Annotated in this window: 25 protein-coding genes; 13 read left to right on the top strand and 12 right to left on the bottom strand. The window is 70.1% G+C overall.

What is annotated here, in order from left to right; genetic code table 11:
- Nucleotides 1-15 precede the first annotated feature (15 nt).
- Nucleotides 16-405: a DUF4190 domain-containing protein gene (locus IEZ03_RS29855; RefSeq protein ID WP_132053404.1), complete on the top strand. Its 390-nt coding sequence runs from the start codon at nucleotides 16-18 to the stop codon at nucleotides 403-405.
- Nucleotides 406-411: 6 nt separating this feature from the next.
- Here the strand turns inward: IEZ03_RS29855 and IEZ03_RS29850 are convergent, their stop codons facing one another.
- Both IEZ03_RS29850 and IEZ03_RS29845 read right to left on the bottom strand, forming a co-directional pair.
- Complete coding sequence (locus tag IEZ03_RS29850; protein WP_184879409.1) at nucleotides 412-1,050, bottom strand: LamG domain-containing protein; 639 nt, start codon at nucleotides 1,048-1,050, stop codon at nucleotides 412-414.
- A 152-nt stretch (nucleotides 1,051-1,202) separates the two neighbouring features.
- Nucleotides 1,203-1,691 (bottom strand): sterol carrier family protein, encoded by a 489-nt coding sequence (locus IEZ03_RS29845; RefSeq protein ID WP_184879407.1) that lies wholly within the window; start codon nucleotides 1,689-1,691, stop codon nucleotides 1,203-1,205.
- 224 nt (nucleotides 1,692-1,915) lie between these two features.
- On the opposite strand from IEZ03_RS29845, the gene IEZ03_RS29840 reads away from it, so the two are divergent.
- The 3 genes from IEZ03_RS29840 (at nucleotide 1,916) to IEZ03_RS29830 (ending at nucleotide 6,238) form a co-directional block, all read left to right on the top strand.
- Nucleotides 1,916-3,826, top strand: a complete 1,911-nt coding sequence (locus IEZ03_RS29840) for a serine/threonine protein kinase (protein ID WP_184879405.1) — start codon at nucleotides 1,916-1,918, stop codon at nucleotides 3,824-3,826.
- A 136-nt stretch (nucleotides 3,827-3,962) separates the two neighbouring features.
- Nucleotides 3,963-5,126, top strand: a complete 1,164-nt coding sequence (locus tag IEZ03_RS29835; protein WP_229808676.1) for a S8 family peptidase — start codon at nucleotides 3,963-3,965, stop codon at nucleotides 5,124-5,126.
- Nucleotides 5,127-5,278: 152 nt separating this feature from the next.
- Nucleotides 5,279-6,238: a coiled-coil domain-containing protein gene (locus tag IEZ03_RS29830; protein WP_184879401.1), complete on the top strand. Its 960-nt coding sequence runs from the start codon at nucleotides 5,279-5,281 to the stop codon at nucleotides 6,236-6,238.
- Nucleotides 6,239-6,465: 227 nt separating this feature from the next.
- Here the strand turns inward: IEZ03_RS29830 and purL are convergent, their stop codons facing one another.
- From purL to purS, 4 genes are all read right to left on the bottom strand, one after another.
- Nucleotides 6,466-8,760, bottom strand: a complete 2,295-nt coding sequence (gene purL, locus IEZ03_RS39025; RefSeq protein WP_506269206.1) for a phosphoribosylformylglycinamidine synthase subunit PurL — start codon at nucleotides 8,758-8,760, stop codon at nucleotides 6,466-6,468.
- Nucleotides 8,761-10,016: 1,256 nt separating this feature from the next.
- On the bottom strand, nucleotides 10,017-10,697 hold the full coding sequence (gene purQ / locus IEZ03_RS29820; protein WP_184879398.1) for a phosphoribosylformylglycinamidine synthase subunit PurQ: 681 nt from the start codon (nucleotides 10,695-10,697) through the stop codon (nucleotides 10,017-10,019).
- A 98-nt stretch (nucleotides 10,698-10,795) separates the two neighbouring features.
- Complete coding sequence (locus IEZ03_RS29815) at nucleotides 10,796-11,239, bottom strand: ATP-binding protein (RefSeq protein WP_221481016.1); 444 nt, start codon at nucleotides 11,237-11,239, stop codon at nucleotides 10,796-10,798.
- Between the two features lie 262 nt (nucleotides 11,240-11,501).
- Nucleotides 11,502-11,744: a phosphoribosylformylglycinamidine synthase subunit PurS gene (gene purS / locus IEZ03_RS29810; protein WP_184879392.1), complete on the bottom strand. Its 243-nt coding sequence runs from the start codon at nucleotides 11,742-11,744 to the stop codon at nucleotides 11,502-11,504.
- Nucleotides 11,745-11,839: 95 nt separating this feature from the next.
- Here purS and IEZ03_RS29805 point away from each other — a divergent pair, with 95 nt between their 5' ends.
- From IEZ03_RS29805 to IEZ03_RS29785, 5 genes are all read left to right on the top strand, one after another.
- Nucleotides 11,840-13,459, top strand: a complete 1,620-nt coding sequence (locus IEZ03_RS29805) for a hypothetical protein (RefSeq protein ID WP_184879389.1) — start codon at nucleotides 11,840-11,842, stop codon at nucleotides 13,457-13,459.
- Nucleotides 13,460-13,705: 246 nt separating this feature from the next.
- Nucleotides 13,706-14,836 (top strand): pyruvate dehydrogenase (acetyl-transferring) E1 component subunit alpha, encoded by a 1,131-nt coding sequence (gene pdhA / locus IEZ03_RS29800; RefSeq protein ID WP_184879387.1) that lies wholly within the window; start codon nucleotides 13,706-13,708, stop codon nucleotides 14,834-14,836.
- Nucleotides 14,833-15,810, top strand: a complete 978-nt coding sequence (locus tag IEZ03_RS29795) for an alpha-ketoacid dehydrogenase subunit beta (RefSeq protein ID WP_184879385.1) — start codon at nucleotides 14,833-14,835, stop codon at nucleotides 15,808-15,810. Before pdhA ends, IEZ03_RS29795 begins: the two co-directional genes overlap by 4 nt.
- A gap of 141 nt (nucleotides 15,811-15,951) precedes the next feature.
- Nucleotides 15,952-17,373 (top strand): dihydrolipoamide acetyltransferase family protein, encoded by a 1,422-nt coding sequence (locus tag IEZ03_RS29790; protein ID WP_184879383.1) that lies wholly within the window; start codon nucleotides 15,952-15,954, stop codon nucleotides 17,371-17,373.
- 121 nt (nucleotides 17,374-17,494) lie between these two features.
- Nucleotides 17,495-17,782, top strand: coding sequence for a YrhK family protein (locus IEZ03_RS29785; protein WP_184879381.1), 288 nt, complete (start codon nucleotides 17,495-17,497; stop codon nucleotides 17,780-17,782).
- Between the two features lie 19 nt (nucleotides 17,783-17,801).
- Here the strand turns inward: IEZ03_RS29785 and IEZ03_RS29780 are convergent, their stop codons facing one another.
- Nucleotides 17,802-19,199 carry a hypothetical protein gene (locus IEZ03_RS29780; protein ID WP_184879379.1) on the bottom strand — a complete coding sequence of 466 codons (1,398 nt, stop codon included), beginning with the start codon at nucleotides 19,197-19,199 and terminating at the stop codon, nucleotides 17,802-17,804.
- A gap of 117 nt (nucleotides 19,200-19,316) precedes the next feature.
- Nucleotides 19,317-19,853, bottom strand: coding sequence for a hypothetical protein (locus IEZ03_RS29775; protein ID WP_184879377.1), 537 nt, complete (start codon nucleotides 19,851-19,853; stop codon nucleotides 19,317-19,319).
- Between the two features lie 311 nt (nucleotides 19,854-20,164).
- Between IEZ03_RS29775 and IEZ03_RS38275 the strand changes: the two genes are divergently transcribed.
- Both IEZ03_RS38275 and IEZ03_RS29765 read left to right on the top strand, forming a co-directional pair.
- Complete coding sequence (locus tag IEZ03_RS38275; protein ID WP_229808675.1) at nucleotides 20,165-20,344, top strand: hypothetical protein; 180 nt, start codon at nucleotides 20,165-20,167, stop codon at nucleotides 20,342-20,344.
- Nucleotides 20,341-20,691 (top strand): helix-turn-helix domain-containing protein, encoded by a 351-nt coding sequence (locus IEZ03_RS29765; RefSeq protein WP_184879375.1) that lies wholly within the window; start codon nucleotides 20,341-20,343, stop codon nucleotides 20,689-20,691. Before IEZ03_RS38275 ends, IEZ03_RS29765 begins: the two co-directional genes overlap by 4 nt.
- 88 nt (nucleotides 20,692-20,779) lie before the next feature.
- Here IEZ03_RS29765 and IEZ03_RS29760 read toward each other — a convergent pair whose 3' ends face one another.
- The 4 genes from IEZ03_RS29760 to IEZ03_RS29745 form a co-directional block, all read right to left on the bottom strand.
- Nucleotides 20,780-21,022, bottom strand: a complete 243-nt coding sequence (locus IEZ03_RS29760; protein WP_184879372.1) for a DUF6458 family protein — start codon at nucleotides 21,020-21,022, stop codon at nucleotides 20,780-20,782.
- Nucleotides 21,023-21,113: 91 nt separating this feature from the next.
- Entirely contained in the window at nucleotides 21,114-22,505 is a 1,392-nt protein-coding gene (locus IEZ03_RS29755; RefSeq protein WP_184879369.1) for an OmpA family protein, read from the bottom strand.
- A 93-nt stretch (nucleotides 22,506-22,598) separates the two neighbouring features.
- Entirely contained in the window at nucleotides 22,599-22,784 is a 186-nt protein-coding gene (locus IEZ03_RS29750) for a DUF397 domain-containing protein (protein WP_184879367.1), read from the bottom strand.
- Nucleotides 22,775-23,563: a helix-turn-helix domain-containing protein gene (locus tag IEZ03_RS29745; RefSeq protein WP_229808686.1), complete on the bottom strand. Its 789-nt coding sequence runs from the start codon at nucleotides 23,561-23,563 to the stop codon at nucleotides 22,775-22,777. The genes IEZ03_RS29750 and IEZ03_RS29745 overlap by 10 nt, the downstream gene beginning before the upstream one ends.
- Before the next feature lie 212 nt (nucleotides 23,564-23,775).
- Here IEZ03_RS29745 and IEZ03_RS29740 point away from each other — a divergent pair, with 212 nt between their 5' ends.
- Nucleotides 23,776-24,174, top strand: coding sequence for an ATP-binding protein (locus tag IEZ03_RS29740; protein ID WP_184879363.1), 399 nt, complete (start codon nucleotides 23,776-23,778; stop codon nucleotides 24,172-24,174).
- Complete coding sequence (locus tag IEZ03_RS29735; RefSeq protein WP_184879361.1) at nucleotides 24,153-24,518, top strand: hypothetical protein; 366 nt, start codon at nucleotides 24,153-24,155, stop codon at nucleotides 24,516-24,518. The genes IEZ03_RS29740 and IEZ03_RS29735 overlap by 22 nt, the downstream gene beginning before the upstream one ends.
- Nucleotides 24,519-25,160 lie beyond the last annotated feature (642 nt).

The following is a 25,160-nucleotide window of genomic DNA, read 5'->3' as shown; positions in this document are numbered from 1 at the left end:
CACGTGGAGGAAGTCATGACGCTGCCCGGGTACCAGACGTATTCGCCTCCGTCTCCTCCCAAGAGGAGCACGCTGGCGAGGGCCTCGCAGGTACTCGGAATCGTCGGCCTGGTGGGGCTCGTCCTGTGTCTGGTGGGGATCATCCCGGCGCTCGTGGGGCTCGTCCTGGGGGCGGTGGCACTCGTGCGGGGCGACGCCGACCGGCGGCCCGCGATCGTGGGCGTCGTCTGCTCGGCCCTGGCCGTCGTCGTCGGCGCCGTGGCGCTCGTCTGGCTGCTGAGCAAGGCGGCCGAGTGCGGTGACGAGACGCGCTACCCGGACGATTCGTCGCGGCGCGGCTGCGTCGAACGGGAGTTCCCCTTCGCCGATGGCAGCGCCGCTAGGGACACAGCCATCACTCCATGAAGGCGGCTAGGAGCCCTGGTAGTCGGCTAGAGAGCGGACGGCCTCTTCGTCGAGCGCGGAGGCGTAGACGCGGAAATCGTCCATGAGGCCGCCGAATCCAGGCTTGGTGGGTTCGCTCCCCAGGTAGATGGGGCCGGCCGGGGTGACGACGGCGTGTTCGAGCGGTACGGCCAGGTCCAGCCTGCCGTTGACGTACAGGGACATCCCGGCGGTGTCCACGACGAACGCGACGTGCGTCCATTCACCGACGGTGAGTCTTGTGCGGCTGTCGGCGTAGTCCGGGCCCTTGACGGTGAAGAGCTGGGCCCGAAGCCGCATCTCGTCTGGGTAGAGCCAGAGACCGAGGCCCCTGGCATCGTTCTCGGTGACCGGCTTGTAGACGAGGCTGCGCCACTCGCCGATCGGTTCCTCGGTCACGCGGACGAAGAACGCCACGCTGAATCCGAACACCTGGCTGAGGACGAGCTGAGGTGTGGCGGGAATCACGGCGCGGCCCGTCCCGCCGAGCGACAGCGCCTCCCCTGCCCGGCCCGGGACGATCTCGGCGGTCTCGTCCAGCTCGGCGGCGGGTCCGGCCCCGGCGGTGTCGGCGACCCGGCGGCCGTCCACGGTGGCCACGTCGAACGTCCAGTGCGCGATCAGCACGGGATCACCTCCAGTGTGGCGGCGCATGCACCCGTGCCGTGTGCTGCCGCGCCGCCTTCCAGGTCGTGCCCCGAACGGACGGTGGTGCCCACGCTGGCAGCGCCGGGCGGTCCAGGCAAGGCCCGGATCGCGCCAGGGGCCGGCGGCCCCGCTCAGCCCGGCTCCGCGGCCTCCCTGTCGGCGGGCGGGTCGGCGGGCGGGTCGATCGGCAGGGGAAGATGGTCCGACAGGTCCGCACGGGCGCCGCTTGCGCGGACCCGTCCGTCCGCTACTGCGTCGGCCCAAGCCAACCGGCCTGTGGCCAGGGCGATCAAGGCGGCGGCATCCATCTCCACCACATTCGGGGGTGTACCACGGGTATGGTGCGGCCCGTCAATGCACTGAACCGCGGCATGAGGAGGAACGCGAACCTCCACGGAACGGCCGGGCGCCAGCTCGGCGAGCCGGTCCAGCAGGAACCGCACCGCTCCCTTGACGACCGGCCTGGACGGTTCGGCGCTCCCCGCCTCGATGCAGGCGAGGACGGTGTCCAGGGCCGCGCGACGGAGCGCGGCCGGCTCGTCCGCGCCGGTGTACGCCGGCAGGCCGAGCGCGGTGCGCTGCTCGTTCAGGAGGGCAAGGGAAAGCGACTTTCGCGACATCGCCACTGACGTTACCGGGTCGTGGCCCACGGTGACCTGCTCCGGGCAGTGGCGTCCGGAGGACCACTCAGACGGTAGAAAGGACCCGGCGTCAAGCCGGGGAGCGCTTTTCGTCCGGCGAGCGGGAGGAGCCCTCCACGCCCGTCAGCGAAGATGAGGAATGCTCATAGAAGGGAACGGGGAGGCCGGGGACGCGGTCCCCGGAGGACACGGAGGTTCATCAGATGCCCGAGGCGCTGCCCCTGCAGCCGGGTGACCCGCGGAGACTCGGCTCGTACGAGATCACGGGCCGGCTCGGCGTCGGTGAGCAGGGTGCCGTCTTCCTCGGCAGGGACCCTGCCGGCGGCCTGGTCGCCGTGAAGGTCCTGCACGTGCGGCTGAGCGGTGAGCCCGTCGCCAGGTCCCGGTTCGCGGGTTCGTTCACCGCCGCCCGGAAGGTGTCCGGCTTCTGCACCGCGGCGATCCTGCACGCCGACGTTGAGGGCGACCGTCCCTTCGTGGTGAGCGAGTGGGTGGACGGGCCGTCCCTCCAGCAGCTCGTGGACGAGGAAGGGCCGCGCGGTGGCGCGGTCGTCGAGCGCCTTGCCGTCGGTATGGCGATCGCCATCGCGGCCGTGCATCGAGCGGGCGCGGTCCATCACGACCTGAAGCCGGGCAACGTCCTCCTGGGACGGGACGGGCCCAGGCTGGGCGACTTCGGCATCGCCCACGCTCTGGAGGCGGTGAACGTGGCCTTCTCCGGGCACATCACCGAGGACCCCTCCTACAAGTCCCCGGAGCAGCTCAGCGGCAGGGGCATCGGACCCGCCGCGGACGTGTTCGCCTGGGCGTCGACCATCCTTTTCGCCGCGACGGGCAGGTCGCCCTTCGGGACGGGCTCTCCGTCAGAGGTGATGCAGCGCATCGTCTACGACGAGGTCGACCTGACCGGGCTTCCCGCTTCGCTGCACGCGGTGCTGACCGACGCGTTCGCCAAGGACCCGGCCAGCCGCCCGACGGCCAAGGATCTCCTCCAGCGGCTCCTGGACGAGAACGGCCCGCTCGCGGTCCGCATGCCGCCCGCGATGGCGGCCGAGGGCCGGGCCCTGGCCTCGTCCACGCCTCCGCAGCGGCCCGAGCCGCTCGTCGCCGGGTCACCGCCGCCCGTGCCCACCCCGGCGCCTTCCCCGCAGCTACCGCCTTCTGTGCCGCCGCAGGCTCCCCTGGGCGGCCACCCACCCCCGGTACCGACCGACCCCACGTTCACCCCCGGTATGCCCGGACCGGGCTTCCCGCCGGGCCCTCCCCCAGGCGTCCCCTCGCCTTCTGCAGAGGAGACCGCTCCGTCGCCTGCCCTCCCCCTTCTGGGAAAGCTCTCGCGCGTGCGTCGTTCACGCCCGCAGGAGTCCGAGCCTGAGCCCGCACCCCTCGCCGCGGATCTCGACCCGTCGGCCTTCGAGGAGACCGCGACGTTCGACGCGTTCGCACCGCGGCAACCTGACCGGAGCGAGCAGACCATGCGGATCGACGCGGTCGGCCCAGACCCGACAGCCACTTTCGACGCGATCGACCTGGACGACCACCCGACCACCACCGACCCGGCCCCGCTCATCCCCGGCCTCGGGTCGGGACGTGACGAGGGTGGACGCGGATCCTCGCCCCTGGCGTCCCTCGCCAGGATGCGGCGGCCCAGCAACCACGTCCTCGGTGTCGCGCTCTCACTCTTCATAGGCGTCGGCGTGGGAATCGCCATCATCGCGCTGGTGCTCTGGCCTCAACTCAAGGCCGATGACGGGCCGCCTCCGGACAGCGCCAACGCGTCCAACAACCGCCCGGTAACGACGATCCCGTCGTCCTTCGGGGGGACCTGGAAGGGAACCCTGGTCAACACCAGCCGCAATGCCTCGTTCCCCGTCGAGGTGACGTTCGAGGTGGGCGGCACCACGGGACGCGCCATCTACCCCAGGGAGGGCTGCGAGGGCACGCTCAGCATGACCAGGGGCACGGAGAGCGCGCTGAAGATGTCCCTGGCCGTCGGAAAGCCGTGCACGCCCGGGGTCGTCCAGGTCACCCGGCAGCCGGACGGGACGCTGCAGTACACGTGGAGCCGGCCGGGGACGAACCTCGGCTACGGAGGCAGGCTGATCCGCAGCTGAGCCCCGGCGCTACCGGGGAAACCGTCCGATTTACCGTCCTATATCTCAATAGTTCCGCTAAGGTTCTTCCGCATTCGAAGCATCGATCATGTGGTGGGGCCGCCGCGCGCGGGCTCCCGGTGAGAAGGAGACCGCCTTGCGGGTTGTCCACCGAAGGCTGCTGCTGGCCGGAGTCGTCGCGACCTGCCTGGGAGGCGCCGCCGCGTTCCCCGTGCTCGCCGCCAGCTCAGAGTCGCTCGTGGAGGTGACGGCGGCGCAGGGCACCCCGGTCCCCGGCCAGTACATCGTCACGTTGAAGGCGGGCGCGTCCACCGACGCGGCCGCCAAGAAGGTCGACGCGGCCGGCGTCAAGCGCTTCGACGGCGTCCTGAACGGCTTCTCCGCCCGCCTCAACGGCGAGCAGCTCGGCAAGCTGCGCCGCGACGACCGCGTCGCCGCGATCGAGCAGGACCAGATCGTCTCCATCAGCGGCACCCAGCGGGCCCCGCTTCCCTGGGGCCTCGACCGCATCGACCAGCGGTCCCGGAACTACTCCAAGACCTACACGTACAAGTCCACCGGCAGCGGGGTCAACGCCTACGTCATCGACACCGGACTGGACGTCACGCACAAGGACTTCGGCGGCCGCGCCTCCATCGCCTGGACGGCCCCCAGGTTCAACGGCGACGGCCGTGACTGCAACGGCCACGGAACCCATGTCGCAGGGACCATCGGAGCCAAGACCTACGGCGTCGCCAAGGGAGTCAGGGTCCGAGCCCTCCGCGTCCTGGACTGCAAGGGCGACGGCTCGATGTCGGACCTGGTCGCCGCCGTCCAGTGGCTGCGCACCAACGCCGCCAAGCCCGCCGTGGCGAACCTGTCGCTCGGCGGACCGAAGTCGGACGCCCTCAACACGGCGGTCATGAACCTGTCCAAGTCCGGCGTGTTCGTCTCCGTCGCCGCGGGCAACAGCAACGCCGACGCGTGCAAGTTCTCACCGTCCGGGGCGGGCTGGGTCATGACGGTGGGCGCCACCACCAAGTACGACAACCGCGCCACGTTCTCCAACTGGGGCAAGTGCGTCGACATCAACGCGCCCGGATACGGCATCTACTCCACATGGCCCGGAGGCGGCCACAAGGGCCTCACAGGGACCTCCATGGCCGCCCCCCACGTCAGCGGAGTAGCCGCCCTGTACCTGTCCACCTACAAGACCGCCACGTTCCCGCAAGTGCAGAAGTGGCTCAACGACAACTCCACGCGTAGCCTGAAGCGCCTGCGCCAGCAGGCCAACCGGCTCGTCTACAAGGCGAACCTGTGAGTCGGGTCACGTAGGATAGCCCGGCTCCCAGGCAAGGACCGGGCATCCAGCGCTTCGCACCGCCTCACCCGCCTCGGCGGTCTAGCCTTGGCGAGGCAACAGACGGTTCTTTAAAGTTCATTGACCTTCGGCCGTGACGAGAGGAGATGCACGTGGAGACCCCCGCCTCCACTGGCAGGCGTTCCGGACGACGCGCCGCCCTGGCTCTCGTGGCGATCGCGACCGCGCTGCCGCTGCTCGGTACCGCCACACCGTCCGCCGGCGCCGCGGCACCCGCCGCCGCGCCGTTCGACCCGGGCGACGCCGCCAAGTTCGCCAAGCTGAACAAGCAGATCGAGCAGCTCGAGAAGGAGCTCGGCGGAGACCTCGCCAAGCTCAAGGACGCCCAGTACGCCGCCAAGAAGGCGCACCTCAAGTCGAGGGTCCTGGAGAAGGACCTGATCGAGGCCCGCGACGTCGTCGCCCGCTTCGCCGCCACCAAGTACATGATGAACGGCGAGGACCCCACGGTCACCTTCCTGTCGTCCGCCAACCCGAGCGAACTCCTCAGCAACGCCAGCCTCGTCAGCCACCTCGCCCAGAACCAGGCCACGAAGGTCGAGCAGATCCAGAAGCTCGTCAACGACCAGGTCCAGGCGAAGAAGCAGGCCGAGGCGAAGATGGCCGAGGTCAAGAAGGAGATCCAGGACCTCCGGAGCCGCAAGACCAAGATCCAGTCCCTGGTCAAGCGGTACAAGCCCGAGTCGCCGAGCACCGGCATGGGCGGCGTCACCCCCCGCATGCTCAAGACCAAGAACACCCTCGACCTCGAGTTCGGCCCCTTCCCCACCATCGGCTGCGTCCGCAGCACCGGCGACCCCCAGGACCACGGCACCGGCCACGCCTGCGACTTCATGGTCACGACCGGCGGCGTCATGGCCGGCGGCAGCGCCCGAACCCAGGGCGACCAGGTGGCCGAATACGCCATCTCCCACGCCGGCGCCCTCGGCATCAAGTACGTCATCTGGCGCCAGCGCATCTACGACATGCGCAGCCCCGGCTGGCGCATGATGGAAAACCGAGGCGGCAACACCGCCAACCACTACGACCACGTCCACATCTCGGTCTTCTAGCCGCAAGGCCCCTCCGACCGGGCTCGTTAGGGGTAGGGTGCGGCGGGTTGGAGACCGGTCTGAGTACCCGTTTGGGTCCGCGGCTCAGGGAGGGTGGGTACGGAACCGCTCCCGGATACGTCTCGGAGTCGGCAGAATCCCATGGCCCCACCCTCCTCCGCCGGGGATCTCCACCAGAAGCGCGAAGGGCGCCCGCTCAGTGCGGGCGCCCTTCTTTCGTTGTGGGGTTAGTCGGCGTAGCTGGGGAGGGTTCGTTCGTGGGATTCGCGTAGTTCGTACAGGGGGATGCTGAAGAGTTCCTGTTGGTCGCCGTCTGGGCCGTGGCCCGTTACGGTCAGGGAGTCTCCGCCCGCCACGCCGATCTGGGTCACGGGGATGCCCGCGGACTCGCAGAGGGCCGCGAGGCGGGCTTCGGCGCCGGGGCGGACGGCGACCATGGCGCGGGCCACCGACTCGCTGAACAGGGCTACGAACGGGTCGCCCGGCAGGGTGATGCGGGCGCCGAGGCTGCCGCGGAGGCACGACTCCACCAAGGTCTGGGAGAGGCCGCCGTCCGACAGGTCGTGGACGACGGTCACCAGGCCGTCGCGGATGGCGTTGACGAGGACGGAGGCCAGCGCGGTCTCGGCCTTGAAGTCCACGAGCGGGGGCAGGCCGCCCAGGTGCCCGTAGACGACGTGGGCCCATTCCGAGCCGCCGAACTCCTCGCGGGTCTCGCCGAGCAGCGCGAGCGTGGCGCCGTCGGTGGTGAGGCCCATGTTCACGCGGCGCCGCACGTCGTCGTGGACGCCGAGGACGCCCACGACCGGGGTCGGGTTGATGGGGGCGGAGCCCGTCTGGTTGTAGAAGCTCACATTGCCGCCCGTGACCGGGATGCCGAGGTACTGGCAGCCGTCCGCCAGGCCCTCGACCGCGCGGGCGAACTGCCACATGACGCCCGGGTCCTCCGGGGAGCCGAAGTTGAGGCAGTTGGTGACGGCCAGCGGCCGCGCGCCCGTGGCGGCGACGTTGCGGAACGCCTCGGAGAGGGCCAGCTGCGCGCCCGCGTACGGGTCGAGGCGGGTGTAGCGGCCGTTCCCGTCCAGCGACAGCGCGATGCCCAGGCCGGAGTCGTCGTCGATACGGACCACGCCCGCGTTCTCCGGCATCGCCAGCACGGTGTTGCCGAGGACGTACCGGTCGTACTGGGACGTCACCCACGTCTTGCTGGCGAGGTTCGGAGAGCCCGCCAGCCACAGGACCGTGCGGCGCAGTTCGTCGCCGTTGGACGGGCGGGTGAGGCGGCCCGGTGTGTCGGACTGCAGCGCGCCCAGGTCGGCCGGGGGCTGCAGGGGCCGGTTGTAGACGGGGCCCTCGTCGGCGGCGGTGGTCGGCGGGAGGTCGACGATCGTCTCGCCGCGCCACGTCATGACCAGGCGGCCCGTGTCGGTGACCGTGCCGATCACCGTGGCCGGGATCTCCCAGCGGGCGCAGATCTCCATGAAGCGGTCGACCTTGTCGGGCGTGACGACCGCCATCATGCGCTCCTGCGACTCGCTCATGAGGATCTCCTCGGGGAGGAGCGTCTCGTCGCGGAGCGGGATGGTGTCGAGGTCGACGTGCATGCCGCCGGTGCCGGCCGCGGCGAGCTCCGTCGTCGCGCAGGAGACGCCGGCCGCGCCGAGGTCCTGGATGCCGACCACGAGGTCCTCGTTGAACAGTTCGAGGCAGCACTCGATGAGCAGCTTCTCCATGAACGGGTCGCCCACCTGGACCGACGGCCGCTTCTGGTGGGACTCCTCGTCGAACGTCGCCGAGGCGAGGACGGACGCGCCGCCGATCCCGTCCGGACCGGTCAGCGCCCCGAACAGGATCACCCTGTTGCCGGGGCCCGGGGCGACCGCGCGCTGGATGTCCTCGTGCCGCATCACGCCGACGCACAGCGCGTTGACGAGCGGGTTCTGCCCGTAGCAGGCGTCGAAGACGGTCTCGCCGCCGATGTTGGGCAGGCCGAGCGAGTTGGCGTACCCGCCGATGCCCGCCACCACGCCGGGGAGGACGCGCTGGGTGTCGGGGGCGTCGGCAGGGCCGAACCGGAGCGAGTCCATGACCGCGATGGGACGGGCGCCCATCGACATGATGTCGCGGACGATCCCGCCTACGCCGGTCGCGGCGCCCTGGTACGGCTCCACGTAGGAGGGGTGGTTGTGCGACTCCACCTTGAAGGTGACCGCCCAGCCCTGGCCGACGTCCACGACGCCGGCGTTCTCCCCCATGCCGACGAGCAGCTTGTCGGTCTTCGGGGCCTTCTCGCCGAACTGGCGGAGGTGCACCTTGGAGCTCTTGTAGGAGCAGTGCTCGCTCCACATCACCGAGTAGATCGCCAGCTCGGCGGACGTGGGGCGGCGCCCGAGGATCTCGCGGACGCGCCGGTACTCCTCGTCGTTCATCCCGAGTTCGGCGTACGGCTGGGGGCGCTCGGGGGACGCGGCCGCGATGGCCACCGTGTCGGTCCCGTAATAGGCCGGGCCGGTCGCCTCGATGGCGGGCTGCGGGCCCGTTCCCGCTCCGACGGTGGGCTGCGGGCCCGTGCCGGGACCGACCGCGGGGATCGGGCCGCTGTCGAGGCGGAGGACGTGCTGCGGGCCGGAGCCGGGGCCCACGGCGGGCTGCGGGCCGGTACCCGAACCGACCACGGGCATCGGGCCGGTGCCGGGGTGTGCGAACGGCTGGGGGCCGGATCCGCCGGGGCCGACCGCGGGCTGCGGGCCCGGGCCGGGGTGTGCGAACGGCTGGGGGCCGGATCCGCCGGGGCCGACCGCGGGCTGCGGGCCCGTGCCGGGACCGACGGCGGGCTGCGGGCCCGTCCCCGGGCCGACGGCGGGCTGCGGGCCCGTACCGGGGCCTACGGCGGGCTGCGGGCCGGTGTTCGGGCCGACCGCGTGGATCGGGCCGGTGCCGGGGCGGATGACCGGCTGCGGGCTCGTTCCGGGGCCGACGGGGCCGACGGCGGGCTGGGGGCCCGTCCCCGGGCCGACGGCCTGCTGGGGACCCGTGCCGGTGCCGACCGCGGGGAGCGGGCCGGTGCCCAGCGCGGGCAGCGGGCCCGTGCCGGGGTTGACGGCCTGCTGCGGGCCCGTGCCGGGGCCGGACGGCCGGGGGCTCGCCGCCGGGTCCACCGCGGGGATCGGGCCGGTGCCCAAGACGGGCTGCGGGCCGGAGCCGGGGCCGACCGCGGGCTGCGGGCCCGTCCCCGGGCCGACCGCCGGCTGCGGGCCGGTGCCCGAGCCGACCGGCGGCGGCGCGTACTGGTTCAGGTCGTACTGGTTCAGGTCGTACTGGTTCAGGTCGTACTGGTTCAAGCCGGGGTTCGGGAGCGTCACCGGGTCCGCCAGGGTGATGGCGGGGTCGGCGGGGCCCTCCTCGGCCAGGGCGCGGGCGAACTCCTGCTCCGGCCCCTCCGTCTCGGCCGGGAGGGGCTGAGCGGCCCGGAGCGTGGCCTGGACGGCCGGGTCCACCTGGATGACCGGCTGGGGCTGGGCGGGCGCCTCAGGGACGACCACGGGCGGCGGCACCAGTGGCTGCGGAGACGCCTGGGGCGCGGGCGGGGCCGCCCCGGGCTTGGCCGGCTTGGCGGGCTTGGCCTCCTCCAGCATGGCCTCGAAAGCCTGGGTGACCGAGGGGTCGACCGGCTGGAGCTCGGGGTCGTCGGCGTCGGACTTGAGCTCGCCGAGCCACTCCATCGACGGCTCGTCCGAGGATTCCCGTGTCGCGCGCCCAGAGGCGTGAGGTTGCTCGCTCATGCGTTGACCAGTCTCTTGACGATGGACGTGAAGAAGCCGAGACCGTCCGTGGACGGCCCGGTCAGTGACTCCACGGCGTGCTCGGGGTGCGGCATGAGCCCGACCACGTTGCCGGCCTCGTTGCAGATTCCGGCGATGTCGTCCTGGGAGCCGTTGGGGTTCAGGTCGAGGTAGCGGGCGACGATCCGTCCGGTGGAGGCCAGTTCGGCCAGCGTCTCCCGGTCGGCGGTGTAGCGGCCGTCCCGGTTCTTGATCGGGATGACCAGTTCCTGGCCCTCCCGGTACTCGGTCGTCCAGACGGTGTCGGCGTTCTCCACCCGCAGCCGCTGGTCGCGGCACACGAAGTGCAGGCCCGCGTTCGGCAGCAGCGCGCCCGGCAGCAGGTGCGACTCGCACAGCACCTGGAAGCCGTTGCAGATGCCGAGGACCGGCAGCCCCGCCTCGGCGGCGGCCACCAGTTCGGTCATGAGCGGGGCGAACCGGGCGATCGCCCCGGCGCGCAGGTAGTCCCCGTAGGAGAACCCGCCGGGCAGGACGACGGCGTCGACCCCCCGCAGGTCATGGTCTCCGTGCCAAAGGGCGACCGGCTCGGCGCCGGCAAGTCGCACGGCTCGCGCGGCGTCCTTGTCGTCGAGAGAACCGGGGAAGGTGATGATCCCGACCCGGGCAGCATCCATCTCTTCTGTTCCTCCGAATGAGGGGCACCGGAACGGGCGGTATCTCCTCCGCCGATCACCCCGCTGCGCGTCGCTTTCCCCCGCGCGCGGCTTCCAATCTACCCGGCGCTGTGCATGAGTTTGCGGTCGAGGCGCCGGACCAGTGCCTCGTCCCGCCAGCTCAGCCGCTTCCGCAGGTGAACGACGGTGCCCCGGTCGGACGAGGGGTCGATGTCCAGTTCGTCCACAAGGGCCCGCATGATCCTAAGCCCGCGGCCGGACTCGCTCAACATCCCGCGATCGACGGGGGCCGCGGTGCGGGGCCCGCGGCCGCGGTCCATGATTTCGAGCACACAGTCGGCCTCGTCCACGTGCATTGTGACCTGGTACTCACCGGACCCGCGGGCGTGCTGGACGGCGTTGGTGCACGCCTCGGAAGTGGCGACCAGAATGTCGCCGACGCAGTCCTCGGTGACGCCCAATCCGCGCAGCGCGTCCCCCGCCACCCGCCGGACGACCGGGATGCTGGGCGCTTCGCGTGGGAGCGAGAGCGAGAACCGCATATCCACCCGGACACCTCGTGTCATGCCCCGGGCTTCCTGGCCGTTCCCCCGGTCCCCGGAGCGTGCTCGACGACTCGACGCAGCTAACACTTCCCCGGCGGAATCTTCCGTAATCGCTATACTCACGGGTCGCTTCGCCAAATCCCGTCCGCCCGGCGCAATGGCGCACGGGCCCCGGAAAGCCCGCACGAACGGATGGAACGCGCCAAATCAGCGCGCCGGATAGGCCCCGAAGCCGATCGACATTCCAGGCCATTTCCGGTCAGAGAACGCGAACCTCGTAGTTCTCGATGACGGGGTTCGCGAGCAGGGTCTCGGCGATCTTGGCGACCCGCTCCAGGGCCGCCTCGTCGGCCTCCCCCTCCAGCTCCACCTCGAACCGCTTGCCCTGCCGGACCGCGACCACCCCGTCGAAACCCAGCTGCGGCAGTTTCCGGGCGATCGCCTGCCCCTGCGGGTCGAGGATCTCCGGCTTGAGCATGACGTCCACGACGACACGCGCCACGACCGCCCCCTCACTGGTCTGCGCTTTTCCTTACGATCCTGAAGCGTACGGCACCATTGCCCATCACGACCCATCCGCACCCCCCGGAGCCGCCGATGAACACCGAGGACCTGACCCCCTCGGAACGCCGCCTTTGGGACGCGTTCCCGAAGGGCGAATCCGTCGACCTGTCGTCGGGCGACCCCGCCTACGACGACATCGCGCAGGCCGACCGCTGGGGACGCGAGCGGACGGTCAGGGCCGAGGTCCTCGTCGCGCTGCTCGTCGGAGCGGTGGAGCCGCAGCCGGGCGAGGTCGCCGCGGTCCGCCTCTCCGGCGCCCGCGTCATCGGCTCCTTGAACCTGGGCCATGCGGAGGTCAGCGTCCCCCTGGCGCTCACGGGGTGCTCGTTCGACGAGGCCCCGCACCTGTACTGGGCGAGCATGAACAGCGTCCACCTGATGCGGTGCCGCCTACCGGGTCTCATAGCGTCCGGTACGCGGGTCGACGGGCACCTGTGGCTGGAGGGCAGCCGCATCACGGGCGGCCTGTGGCTGGACGGGGCGAACATCACCGGCATCCTGAACATGTCGGGGGTCCAGCTGTCCAACCCGGGCGGGGACGCGCTGCTCGCCGACCGCCTCACCGTCGAGGCGAACGTCTACTGCGACCAGGGGTTCGCGGCCAGCGGCGAGGTCCGGCTGCCCGGCGCCCGGGTGGGCGGCCAGCTGATCTTCCGGGGGGCGCGGCTGCACAACCCGGCCGGCGCCGCCCTGTACGCGAGCCGCCTGGACGTGGCCGCGAACGTGTTCTGCGACGGCGGTTTCAGCGCCGAGGGCGAGATCCGGCTCCGCGGCGCCCGCGTCGGCGGCTACCTGTCCTTCGTGGGCGCGCGCCTGTCCGCGCCGGGGAAGACCGCCCTGAACGCCGACGACCTCGCCGTCGAGACCGACATCTACTGCTCGGACGGCTTCACCGCCGTCGGCGCCGTCACCTTCTCCGGCGCACGGGTGACCGGCCAGCTCAGCCTCCGCGGCGCCCACCTGCGCAATGAGGAGGGAACGGCGCTCAGCGTGCAGCGCCTCCAGGCGGAGGAGCTGCTGCTCCGCACCGCCGAGCCGATCAGGGGCATCGCCGACCTGTCCTACGCGCGGATCAGCCTGCTCCGCGACGACGCCGCCTCCTGGCCGGAGCGCCTCCAGCTCGACGGGCTGCAGTACGAGACGCTCGAACCGCCGCTGACGGCCCGCGAGCGGCTGGACTGGCTGCACCGCGACACCGACGGGTACGCTCCGCAGCCCTACGAGCGCCTGGCGCTGGCCTACCGGTCCCTCGGCCTGGACTCCGACGGCCGCTACGTGCTGCTCGCGAAGGCCCGGGACCGCCGCGGCACCCAGGGGCTGCCCCGCAAGATCGTCGGCTGGCTGCAGGACGTCCTCGTCGGCTACGGCTACCGCCCGTTCCGCGCCGCGAGCTGGCTGATCGGGCTGCTCGTCTTCGGGACGGTCGTCTTCTCCCTGGAGAACCCGCCGGTGCTGAACGCCGACGACAGCCCGCACTTCAACGCGTTCTTCTACACCCTCGACCTGATCCTGCCCATCGGCGACCTCGGCCAGGAGAGGGTGTTCGCGCCCAAGGGCGTCCACCAGTGGATCGCGAACTTCATCGTCGTCGCCGGCCTGATCCTCGGGCTGACCGTCGCCGCCGGAGCCAGCCGGGCGCTCTCCCGCGAGTGAGGCCCCGTCCCCCTCGGGCGGGTGGCGCGAATCACGTCCGGGTGCGGGGCGTGCCTGGCCAGGGCTCGTTCGGATCAAAGGACGGCGCTCGGGGTAGGACCTGCATGGCGGGACTTGCATCGTAAGGTGTGATGTCTGCCACGATGGCATATGCGGCGTTCGTCCCTTACCGGGGCCCGGAGGCCGCGGACATCGGCCGAACGCGCGGCGATCCCGCGTGACGGCCCCGAACGAGGAGTGTCATCGATGACGATCGACTCCGTGCGCGGCGCGCCCGACACGACCGAGGCGGCCGAGCCAGAGCTCGTCCAGCTGCTCACCCCCGAGGGCGAGCGCGTCGAGCATCCCGACTACCCCCTTGACCTCAGCGCCGAGGAAGTGCGCGACCTCTACCGCGACCTGGTCATCGTGCGGCGGATCGACCTGGAGTCCGTGGCGCTCACCCGGCAGGGCGAGCTCGGCATCTGGGCCTCGCTGCTCGGGCAGGAGGCGGCGCAGATCGGCTCGGGCCGCGCGCTCACCGAGCACGACATGGTGTTCCCGACGTACCGGGAGCACGGCGTGGCGTGGTGCCGGAACGTCGAGCCGCTGAATCTGCTCGGCCTGTTCCGCGGCGTCAACCACGGCGGGTGGGACCCCGCCGAGCACGGCTTCCACCTGTACACCATCGTGATCGGCAGCCAGACGCTGCACGCCACCGGGTACGCGATGGGCGTCCAGCGTGACGGCGTCCTGGGCACGCCGTCGGCGGGCGCGACGATCGCCTACTTCGGCGACGGGGCGACATCGCAGGGCGACGTGAACGAGTCGTTCGTGTTCGCCTCGGTGTTCAACGCCCCCATCGTGTTCTTCTGCCAGAACAACCAGTGGGCCATCTCCGAGCCGCTGGAGCGGCAGACCAGGATCCCCCTCTACAAGCGGGCACAGGGCTTCGGGTTCCCGGGCCTGCGCGTGGACGGCAACGACGTGTTCGCCTGCCTGGCCGTGACCAGGAAGGCACTGGAGAACGCCCGCACTGGGCAGGGCCCCACGCTCATCGAAGCGTTCACGTACCGGATGGGCGCCCACACCACCACGGACGACCCCACGCGCTACCGGCTCAAGGCCGAAGAGGAGGCGTGGAAGCTCAAGGACCCCATCGAGCGCGTCAAGTCGTACCTGGTGCGCAACGACCTCGCCGACTCGGGGTTCTTCGACAAGGTGGAGGACGAGGCCAAGCAGCTGTCCAGGGAACTGCGCGAGGCGTGCCTGGCGCTGCCGGACCCGGACCCGATGACGATGTTCGACCACGTGTACGCGGAGCGGCATCCGCTGATGACCGAGGAGCAGGAGCAGTTCGCCGCCTACCTGGCGTCGTTCGAGGAGGAGTCGAAGTGACCACCCTGACCCTCGGCAAGGCGATGAACGAGGGCCTGCGCAAGGCCATGGAGAACGACCCGAAGGTCCTCGTGATGGGCGAGGACGTCGGGAAGCTCGGCGGGGTCTTCCGGATCACCGACGGGCTGATGAAGGACTTCGGCGAGGAACGCGTCATCGACACGCCGCTCGCCGAGTCGGGCATCATCGGCACGGCGATCGGGCTGGCGCTGCGCGGCTACCGGCCCGTCTGCGAGATCCAGTTCGACGGGTTCGTGTTCCCCGCCGCCGACCAGATCATCACCCAGCTCGCCAAGATGCGGATGCGGTCGCTCGGCGCGGTGTCGCTGCCGGTCGTCGTCCGGATCCCCTGCGGCGGCGGCATCGGCGCGGTCGAGCACCACTCCGAGTCCCCCGAGGCGTACTTCACGCACACCGCCGGGCTGCGGGTGGTCGCGTGCTCGAACCCGGTGGACGCCTACTCGATGATCCAGCAGTCGATCGCGTCCCCCGACCCGGTGATCTTCTTCGAGCCGAAGCGGCGGTACTGGGAGAAGGCCGAGGTGGACGTCGACTCGTCCGACTGGACGCCGCTCCACCAGGCCAGGGTCGTCCAGCCGGGCGACCACGTGACCGTGCTGGCGTACGGGCCGTCCGTGAAGACCTGCCTGGAGGCCGCCGCCGCGGCCGCCGAGGAGGGCCGCTCGCTGGAGGTCATCGACCTGCGCTCGCTGAACCCGCTCGACCTCGGCACCGTGGTCGACTCGGTCAACCGGACGGGACGCTGCGTCGTCGTCCACGAGGCCCCGGTCTTCAGCGGGTTCGGCGCCGAACTGGCGGCGCGGATCACCGAGAACTGCTTCTACCGGCTGGAGTCGCCGGTACTGCGGGTCGGCGGGTTCTCCACGCCGTACCCGCCCTCGCGCGTCGAGGACCACTACCTGCCCGACCTCGACCGCATCCTGGACGCGGTCGACCGGACCTTCGGATGGTGATCATGACTGTGGAAGTCGAGGGCTCCCCCGCGCTCATTGACGCGGCCGACCGGACCTTCGGATGGTGATCATGACTGTGGAAGTCGAGGGCTCCCCCGCGCTCATTGACGCGGCCGACCGAACCTTCGCGTGGTGACGCCGGTGAGCCAGCCGAAGATCTTCAAACTGCCGGACGTGGGCGAGGGCCTGACCGAGGCCGAGATCGTGAAGTGGCACGTCCAGCCCGGCGACACCGTCGAGATCAACCAGACCATCGTCGAGATCGAGACGGCGAAGGCGATCGTCGAGCTGCCGTGCCCGTTCGAGGGCGTGGTGACCGAGCTGCTCGCCACCGAGGGCGAGACCGTCGACGTCGGCAAGCCCATCATCTCGGTGGACGCCGACGGCGGCGGCAGCGTGGCGACGCCGGTGTCCGAACCCCCGGCGCAGGCCGCGGCGATCAAGCAGGACGCCGTGCCGCGCGTCGAGGAGCCGGGCATGGTGTCGCCGGAGGCGCCGCCGAAGCGCCAGCCCGTCCTCGTGGGGTACGGGGTCAAGGAGGGCGCGACGAAGCGCCGCCCGCGCAAGTCCGCCAACGGCGCCCCGCCGCACGCCCAGCAGGCCCAGGCACCCGCACCGGCGCCGGCGCCGGTCGCGCCGCCCGCGCCTCGCCCCCAGCCCGGGGGCACCGGGCTGCCGCTCGCCAAGCCGCCGGTCCGGAAGATGGCCAAGGACCTCGGCGTGGACCTCGCCACCATCACCGGGACGGGCCCGCAGGGCTCGATCACGCGCGAGGACGTCCTCGCCGCCCAGGCCGGAACCCAGGCCGGAACCCAGGTCGAGCCGCAGGCGCCGCGGGTGCCCGCGCAGGCGGGGCCGCGGGAGGAGCGGAGGCCGGTCAAGGGCGTCCGCAAGGCGACCGCGGCGGCGATGTCCGGTTCGGCGTTCACCGCCCCGCACGTCACCGAGTTCCTCCAGGTGGACGTGACGCGGACGATGGAGACCGTGAAGCGGCTCCGCGAGCTGCCCGAGTTCGCGGACGTGAAGGTGTCCCCGCTGCTGCTGGTGGCGCGGGCGCTGCTCACCGCCGTGGCGCGGCACCCGGAGGTCAACGCGACCTGGGCGGACGGGCCGTCCGGCGCGGAGATCGTCGTCAAGCGCTACGTGAACCTCGGGATCGCGGCGGCCACCGACCGCGGCCTGATCGTCCCGAAGGTGAAGGAGGCGCAGGACCTCGACCTGCCCGGCCTGGCCCGCGCGCTCGGCGAGCTGACCGAGAAGGCCCGCGCGGGCAAGGCGACGCCCGCCGACCTGTCCGACGGGACGATCACGATCACGAACGTGGGCGTGTTCGGCGTGGACACCGGGACCCCGATCCTCACCCCCGGTGAGGCCGCGATCCTGGCGTTCGGCCAGATCAGGGACATGCCGTGGGTGCACGAGGGCGAGCTGGCGATCCGGAAGGTCACCACGCTGTCGCTGTCGTTCGACCACCGCATCGTGGACGGCGAGCTGGGGTCGCGGGTGCTCCGCGACGTCGGCGACATGCTGGAGGACCCCATCCGCATGCTCGCCTGGTCGTAACCGGACTGGTCGTAACCGGATTCGTCGGGGCCGGTGCCGCGCTCGGCACCGGCCCCGCGCTTTGCCGTACTGCGAAGCTCGTTGACCAGGCGTTACGCCGCCTGTCTCGTAGTCTCGCCCCATGGCTGACTCCTCGATCCACCTCCGCATCGGGCCGGACGAACTGGTGATCCGCCGGCGCTACGAGACGCTGTCGATAGCCAACGACTTCGGGGCCGCGCTGCTGTTCCTGGTGGGGAGCGTGCTGTTCCTCTCCGAGTCGACCGTCCGCACCGGGACGTGGCTGTTCGTGGTCGGGTCGGTCATGTTCCTGCTGCGTCCGACGATCCGGTTGAGCCGCCGCTTCCACCTGCAGAAGCGGTACGGGGGCGGCATGGCCGGGTCACACGAGTCGTCGATGGACTTCTGAGGGCCTCTGCCCGACTGGCTCACTGCACGGGAACGTCGTCGAACGCGCCGAAGGGGCCGGCGTCGAAGGTGACGGAGGCGGCATCGCCGGGTGGGGCGGGGAGGTAGACGAAGCCGCGGACGGGCTGGTTCACCTCGGTGGTGAAGACGGCGCGTCCCGAGGCCAGGTAGGAGCCGGGGGCGCCCTGCGTCCCGGGGCCGATCCGGACGGCGCGGTAGACGTCCTTACCTCCCTTTGCCTTGATGGAGAACGCGGTGAACACGCCTCCCGGGTAGTCGGTGTGGGGGTAGGAGGCGTCCGGTGGAGTGGGTCCTGGGCCTTCGTTGACGATGTCGAACACGGCGACGATGTAGGCGCCGTCGCGGTAGAAGGGCTTGACGTCCATGCGCCGCGTGGCCTCGCCGAACTTCGCCGAGCGGCTGGCGACCTTCTCGCCGTCCTCCGGCCGGAAATCCGCGGGCGTACCGGCGGCTCCATCGCTCGCCGCGGCGGACGGACTGGACGTGGCGGACGGACTGGACGTGGCGGACGGACTGGACGTGGCGGACGGACTGGCCGAAGCACTGGACGAGCCGCTGGACGAGGGGCTGGACGAGGGGCTGGACGAGGCGTCCCCGGTCTCCTTCTCGACCACGTCGTGCAACGCGACCGGGTTGGTGGGTCCCGGGGCCGACCCCGGAGACGGCTCCGCGCCCGAGCTCGCCGTGATCGTCGGGGTCCCCGCCCCGGTCGGGGCTCCGGCCGCGCCATCGGTGTCGGTCTCCACCTCGACGCCGGCCTGCGGTCCTCCGGCCTCGGTCCCCTCGTCGGTGCCCGTCTCCACCCCGGCGCCGACCCCCGGCTGGCCGCCGACTCCCGGCTCGGCACCGGGCGGCGTCGAGATGCCCGTCGTCGGCGCGGTGCTGTTCGGCGGCGCGGTGGCGGTCGGCAGCGTGGTGGCCGCGCCGGTAACGGGGATACCGCTGAACTCCCCGGCCGTGCCCGGCGTGAGGACGGTGAGCTTCGTGACGTCCGGTGGGAGGGCCGGGTACTCGGCGGCCATCTCGCGGGTCGTGCCGGGCGCGAAGCCGTCCCCGCTCGTGGATCCGGTCGGCCGGTACAGCCGGCGTCCGACCGGGTCGAGCAGGTCGATGGCGAACATGACGGACTTCGTGGCCGTGTCCATAGATGTCACGCTGTAGCGCAGTACCGACTTGGCGCCCTGCCGCTCGATGCCCTTGATCTCGACGCGCGCGTGCAGCCCGTCCGCGCTGCCGAACCAGCCTTCCTTGGCGAACGTCCCCGCGGAGTTCGCGGGACGGGCGGAGCCGCCTGCCCCCGCCGTCGGCGGATCGACTTTCACCGGCCCGTCATTCGCGCAGCCGGTGAGGAGCAGCAGCCCGGAAAGGGAGGCGGCCAGAGTGGGAACGCGGCGCATCGGTCATCCGTCGAGGAGTGGCGGGCGGGAGACGGAGGCCACAGTAGTCACCGCCGTAGCGCCTCGCCATCTTCGACGGAGGTCACCTCCGGTGCGTCGGACCGGAGGCCGGGCGGGTCAGCAGGAGCCGTCGTTGACGGACGTGCTGATCGAGTGGCTCCAGGGCTCACCGATGCCACCGCCGATGTTCAGGTCGTTGTCCACCGTGACGGTGAGGCAGACGGGGTTCTCGCCGTCGCGGTTCGTCAGCTCGTACTCGCCGCTGCCGGCCGAGCGGATCTTCACGTTGCCGCCGCCGTGCTCGTGCACGGCGTCGTACAGGTCGGACGACGCGCGGACCGACGAACCGATCCCGGACTGCGTCCCCTGGTTCAGGTCGGACGCCGCGGAGGACGCGACGGAGCGCACCTGCGCCGTCGAGTAGGTGCTCGACGCGTCGGCGGCGTTGAGGATGGCGGCGAGGACGAGCATCATGGCCGCGCCGAGGAACAGGCCGATCCGGTTGAAGACGTGCGCGGCCTCGGACGGCTCGGTGGCCTCGGGGCGGCGGTACTGCCAGGCCGCGAGCTTCCAGTAGAGCTTCCGCTGATCCATGCACCCGAGCACGAAGAAGACGGCTGCCAGCACGAAGCACATGACGATCAGAGCGGTCACGGGGGCGCCTCCTCGAAGCCGGGGTCACCGGTTGGATGCGGGCGCACGGCAATCCGTTCAATTCCGGGCGATCGGGACCCGGACGTCAGGAAGGGCGAGCGCTGGTTATAACATCGAATGCATGGGGTTGTTCGAGATCCAGGCCGAACCGGAAGTCGTCGACTGGCTCATGTCGCTCACGCCCGTTCACCTGGCGCGTGTGGACGTCGTATGCGGCTTACTTGCCGCGGAAGGCACCGGCCTGGGCATGCCTCTGTCCAGACCCTTGGGTGACGGCGTGTGGGCTGCGGATCAACCTCCATCCCAAAGACGTGCGGATCACCTACTGGTTTCCGGGGGACAACCGGATCGTGCTGCTGACTGTCTTCCGGAAGACCCGGGGCGGCGAACACGCCCAGGTGCAACGGGCCAAACAAGCGCAGAAGCTGTGCGGGGCCGAACACGACACCGACCAGATCATCAGCGTCATCGAGACTCCGGAGGGATCATGAGCAGCCGACGGACCAGCCCACACGTTCCTCTCGGCGACCACCCTGGCCTGGCCGCCAAGCGTGACACCGACGAGTACCGGCGTGCCCACGAAGAAGCGCGCCTGGCGATCGCCCTCGGCCGTGCCGTCTACGCTCGGCGAACCGAGTTGGGCATGTCCCAGACCGAACTCGCCCGCCGCGCGGAGATGCGTCAACCCGCCGTGTCCCGCATCGAGTCGGGCGGCGGAGGTGTGCCGACCCTGGCCGTGCTGAACCGGCTCGGACACGCCCTCGGCTTGCGGTTCCGTGTCGTCGTCGGCGAGAGCGATGCCCGCGCGGCGGAAACCGAACTGCGCGCCACCGCCTAGGTCGCCAGCCCCCGCCGTTCGATCACCAGGTGCGGATACCCGGCCGCACACCCGCCCCGGGCGTCAGGAAGGGCGAGGGGGCGTCGCCTCAGGGACGGGGCGGGTTGTCGCCGTCGTAGGTGCGTTCGTCCCGTCCCGATGGGAAGCGGGGCTGACGCTGCTGCATCCGGGACATCATCAGGAGCTGGAGCGCGAACGTCACCCCGCCGACGATGATCAGGATGACGCCGATGACGTGAATGTCCACCGGGTCCGTCATCGCATCCGGTTGGATCGCGAACTTGAGGATCAGTCCGAGCGTGATCAGGAAAACACTGACGCCGACACCCATGCGATGACCTCCGCCGGACGATCCGTGGCCGTGTTCTTTAACTATCCGTTTCGATCACCGGTCACACGTCGGCGGGCGCGCGGGATCGTCCTCAGCCGCTTTGCCGTACCGGGACCTTGCCGACTTTTCCGAAGGGCCCGGCGTCGAAAGCGACGGAAGTGACCTTGCCGGGCGGGGCGGGAAGGTAGGTGAAGCCGCGAACGGCCTCGTTCGCCTCGGCCCCGCCGACGACGCGTCCTGGGCCGACGTAGGCGCCCGTGGCCCTGGGCGTCACGGTGCCGATCCGGACGCTGCGGTAGACGTCCTTGCTCTCCGGCACCCGGACGGAGAAGGAGGTGAACACGCCTCCCGGATAATCCCGGTGCGCGTAGGACGCGTCCGGCGGTGTGGGCCCCGGACCTTCGTTGACGATGTCGAACACGGCGACGATGTAGGCGCCGTCCCGGTAGAAGGGCTTGACGTCGATGCGGCGCTTGGCGTCTCCGAACTTCGCCGAGCGACTGGCGACTTTCTTCCCGTCCCACCGCCGGAAGTCGGCGGGCGCGGTTTTCGTGCTAGCCGTCTCCGGCCGCTTCACTTCGTACGTGATCTCGACCCGGCGGTTGCGCTCGCGGGCCTCGGCATCGTCCTCCACGGAGATGGGCTCCGCCGCTCCCCTGCCACTCGCCGTGTAGGAGAACCCGTCCCCGAGCCGGGACTTCATCTCCCGCATCACGGCCTCAGCGCGCTCTTTCGACAACTCCACGTTGGCGGCGTCATCCCCGCCACTGTCGGTGTGCCCCTCGAAATTCAGCGAGCCAACGGCCTTCGCCTTGAGCTCCCGCGCGATCTCGTCCAGCAAGGCCCCAGCACGCCTGGACAAATCAGGAGAGCTCTTCTCGAACAGCGCATCCGCGCGGAGACCGACCGTCACCCGCTGGCCACTCGTCACGGTGTCCCTGACCTCACCCTCGGTGATGCCGTACAACTCCACGGGATTGCCGCGCAGCCGCGCCAGTGACGCGGCGGACGCATCGTCGGGACCGGTCACGGGGATGCCGGTGAACTCGCCGGCCGTACTCTGTGTGATCGCGGTGACCCTCGCGACGCTCCGCGGAATGGCCGGGTACTCGGCCGTCATCTCGCGAGTTTCACCGGGCTCGAAGCCTTCCCCACCCGTGTCCCCGGTTGACTTGTAGAGCAGGCGCCCGACCGGATCGATCAGGTCGACCGCGAACGTCAAGAACTTTTTGGACGAGTCCAGGGACGTCACGCTGTACCGCAGCACCGATTTGTCACCCCGGCGCTCAACACCCTTGATCTGAACACGAGCGCGCATCAACTCGCCCGCCCCACCGAACAGCCCCTCCTTGACGAACCCCCCATCGGCGGCAGGCCGCCCCCTCTCCGTCGGCAGCCCATCCTCGACCGGCCCACCACCCGTACACCCAACAAGCAGCACAAGCCCGAAGAGGAACGCAGCAAAGGACAGGACGAGCCGCATCGGCCTCCGCCGCGATGCCTTGCGCCATACCGCCTTACTTAGACCCACCTCTCGCCATTGCCCTTCCGATCAGTGCTCACACACAGAAGCAGATCAAAGGCTCTTGAGCACGTTGGCGAATTGGCGAAACTCCCTGTGGCCGATGAGGAGCGTGGGGCCGTCAGCGTCTTTACTGTCTCGAACTGCAACCATCTCCCCGTTGGATGCCAACTCGATGCAGGCATCCCCCGATTCATTGCTGCGTGAAGCTTTCTTCCAGACCGCCGTACTTACGTCCATCTTTCTTCGATCACCTTTCTGATCAGCGCTCTCGTATCCGATGCGTTCAGCGCTTCCGCTTGAAGCGTGGCCATGGCTTCGTTCACTAGAGCGACTTCGACCGGGGAGGTAGAGGTCTCACCGCCATAAGCTTTCGCCGTGTACACTACCTGCCGCTGATCCGGCAAGGTGGCGATGACGAAGGTCGCCCAGACGTTGCGGATATATTTGATCGGCGCAATTTGTATGTTTATTTTGTCTCGATAAGACAAGTCAATCAGGTGTTCGAGTTGCCTCCTCATCACCTCTTTCCCGCCGACCTCACGGTAAAGAACGGTCTCGTCCATAACGACTGTCACCGCTGGCGCAGGGTCCCGATCAAGGATCTCTTGGCGACGCATCCTGCTCTTGACGGCATCTTCAGAGTTTAAGAGGACTCGCGCATAGTCCTCTATCTGAAACAGGCCGTGGATGACTCTCTCTTCGTAGGCGCGGAGCATACTGGCCGACTGCTCGGCCTTCGGGAAGTTGGCGAAGAACTCGGGGTACTTGTCTGACTTGATTGATTCTAGTAGCTCGTCCCACGCTTCGACGAGGGTCGTGCCGGACTTGAGTGCTCGGTCGAGCCGGAGTGCGAACTCCCGACGACAGCGGGTACGGCCGGATTCGACCTGCGCGATGTAACTCCGCGTCACATTTACCAGGTCAGCAAGGGCCTGCTGATTTAGACCTGCCGCTTTCCGGAGGCGCCTGACCTCCGCACCAAAGCTCAGGAACTCGGGCTTGACCCGGTTGTACATCGTCACGGCAGCCTCCGGGGGATATGGGGGGTTATCGCGGCCGACAGCGTGTGTTGCTGTTTTGTTAGCAGTGCTGCACTACACAAGCGCCGTAGAGCAACTCATGGCCTCATGGTATCCGTCCGATTACACAGGGTGATAGTTCGGGTACGTCCGGCTTGGTGGGCTGGCCCGTTTCGATCAGCCCTTCGTCCAGGTTGGAGGGTTTGCCGATGCCTGCGGTCATGCTCGCGCCAGAGGCGCCACCGCTCGTTCTCGATCCGTCCGACGCGGCGCCCGGGAAAGCGCGCCGCTACCTCACCGACCGGTTCCGCGAGCTGGGGCACGCCGACGACTACGTCGGGCGGCTCGTGGTCACCGAGTTGGTCACTAACAGCTACAAGCACGTCGGGAGCGGGCACATCATCGTCCGGATCTTCCCGGACGCACGCGAACCGCTCACCGTCATCGAGGTCTGGGACGAGAGCCGCGCCCTCCCCGTCGTCCAGGGCGAGGACGACGACGCGGAGAGCGGCCGCGGCCTGCTGCTGATGGCGCAACTCGTCCACGACTGGGGCGTCCGCCTGCTCAACGAGGAAGGAAAGATCACATGGGCTCGCTGCGCCCGCTGAACGTCCGCCTACTGCGGTGGCGGACCCGGCCGGGGCGCGCCACGGCGATCCGGAACCTCGACCTGCTAGCCGTCGCCGTCCAGGCCAAGAGCTACCGCTACGTGAAGCTCTACCAGGCCGACGAACTCCCGGCCCGTCCACCACTGCTCTGGGTGTTCGCACTCAGCCCCGACGACCACGTCCGCGTCGCGGTGAGCGTCCACGCCGTCCCCGGAGGCGGCTGGGCCTACTACGACGCCGGACGAGGGCGGCGCGGCTACCTCTCCCCCTGCGGCGACACCAAGCGAGCCGCCGACCACGTCGACGCCCTCCTCAAACACCGCATGTTCCCGTCCACCTGGTAGCCCGCCGCCGGAGAGCCATCACGATGATCCACCCATCTGAGCCCCGGCACGTCCGACCGCCCGCCGGGCACCCGACGACAACCTCACCACCAACCCCACTGGAACTGGACCTCGACATTGATCAGGCCCTGGACCAACTTCGCCACTGCTTCCCCGGCCTATGTATCTGGCACGGCGAATGGACCGGTTCCTTCTGGGCGCTCCTGCCGAACCGCCTGGTCGAGGCCAAGACCTCCGTCGACCTCGCCCGGCAACTCCGCACCGCCATCGGCGTCCCGCTCGCGCGCCGCCCTGGGACATCCACCCGCAGATTGGACGGCACCTGGACCGCCCCACCCGCCCCCGCGCGGCACACCAGGCGTCCCGCCAAGACCGGTCACCGGCCCCGGTGGCGACTCACCCGCCTTCTGACCGCCTACCGCCGCTTGGCCGCGTCCGCACGACCGACCAGACCCGCCTGGTGAAACAGAACCCACCGAGTCCACCGGACACGGCCGAAGCACCGCCCGGAGCCCCGGCACTCCGGCGGGCTCCTGCGAATCGGATGTGTACGGCGACCGCACTCAGTGCGTGTTTGAGAAGTTGATCTGGGTCGGCGTGGTTACGTGATCTTGTGTGCCGGTTCGTGCAGGGTGGCGCGAT

Origin of the sequence: Actinomadura livida, from assembly GCF_014648675.1 — a bacterium.
GTDB lineage: Bacteria > Actinomycetota > Actinomycetes > Streptosporangiales > Streptosporangiaceae > Spirillospora > Spirillospora livida.
The sequence above is the reverse complement of the archived record's forward strand: the minus strand, read 5'-3'. Positions and strand labels throughout refer to the sequence as shown.

Coding starts and splice junctions, on each gene's coding strand:
- IEZ03_RS29855 (WP_132053404.1), top strand. CDS start 16: ATGACGCTGCCCGGGTACCAGACGTATTCGCCTCCGTCTCCTCCCAAG.
- IEZ03_RS29845 (WP_184879407.1), bottom strand. CDS start 1,691: ATGTCGCGAAAGTCGCTTTCCCTTGCCCTCCTGAACGAGCAGCGCACC.
- IEZ03_RS29840 (WP_184879405.1), top strand. CDS start 1,916: ATGCCCGAGGCGCTGCCCCTGCAGCCGGGTGACCCGCGGAGACTCGGC.
- purQ (WP_184879398.1), bottom strand. CDS start 10,697: ATGGATGCTGCCCGGGTCGGGATCATCACCTTCCCCGGTTCTCTCGAC.
- IEZ03_RS29815 (WP_221481016.1), bottom strand. CDS start 11,239: ATGCGGTTCTCGCTCTCGCTCCCACGCGAAGCGCCCAGCATCCCGGTC.
- IEZ03_RS29805 (WP_184879389.1), top strand. CDS start 11,840: ATGAACACCGAGGACCTGACCCCCTCGGAACGCCGCCTTTGGGACGCG.
- pdhA (WP_184879387.1), top strand. CDS start 13,706: ATGACGATCGACTCCGTGCGCGGCGCGCCCGACACGACCGAGGCGGCC.
- IEZ03_RS29785 (WP_184879381.1), top strand. CDS start 17,495: ATGGCTGACTCCTCGATCCACCTCCGCATCGGGCCGGACGAACTGGTG.
- IEZ03_RS29780 (WP_184879379.1), bottom strand. CDS start 19,199: ATGCGCCGCGTTCCCACTCTGGCCGCCTCCCTTTCCGGGCTGCTGCTC.
- IEZ03_RS29765 (WP_184879375.1), top strand. CDS start 20,341: ATGAGCAGCCGACGGACCAGCCCACACGTTCCTCTCGGCGACCACCCT.
- IEZ03_RS29760 (WP_184879372.1), bottom strand. CDS start 21,022: ATGGGTGTCGGCGTCAGTGTTTTCCTGATCACGCTCGGACTGATCCTC.
- IEZ03_RS29755 (WP_184879369.1), bottom strand. CDS start 22,505: ATGCGGCTCGTCCTGTCCTTTGCTGCGTTCCTCTTCGGGCTTGTGCTG.
- IEZ03_RS29750 (WP_184879367.1), bottom strand. CDS start 22,784: ATGGACGTAAGTACGGCGGTCTGGAAGAAAGCTTCACGCAGCAATGAA.
- IEZ03_RS29745 (WP_229808686.1), bottom strand. CDS start 23,563: ATGTACAACCGGGTCAAGCCCGAGTTCCTGAGCTTTGGTGCGGAGGTC.
- IEZ03_RS29740 (WP_184879363.1), top strand. CDS start 23,776: ATGCCTGCGGTCATGCTCGCGCCAGAGGCGCCACCGCTCGTTCTCGAT.
- IEZ03_RS29735 (WP_184879361.1), top strand. CDS start 24,153: ATGGGCTCGCTGCGCCCGCTGAACGTCCGCCTACTGCGGTGGCGGACC.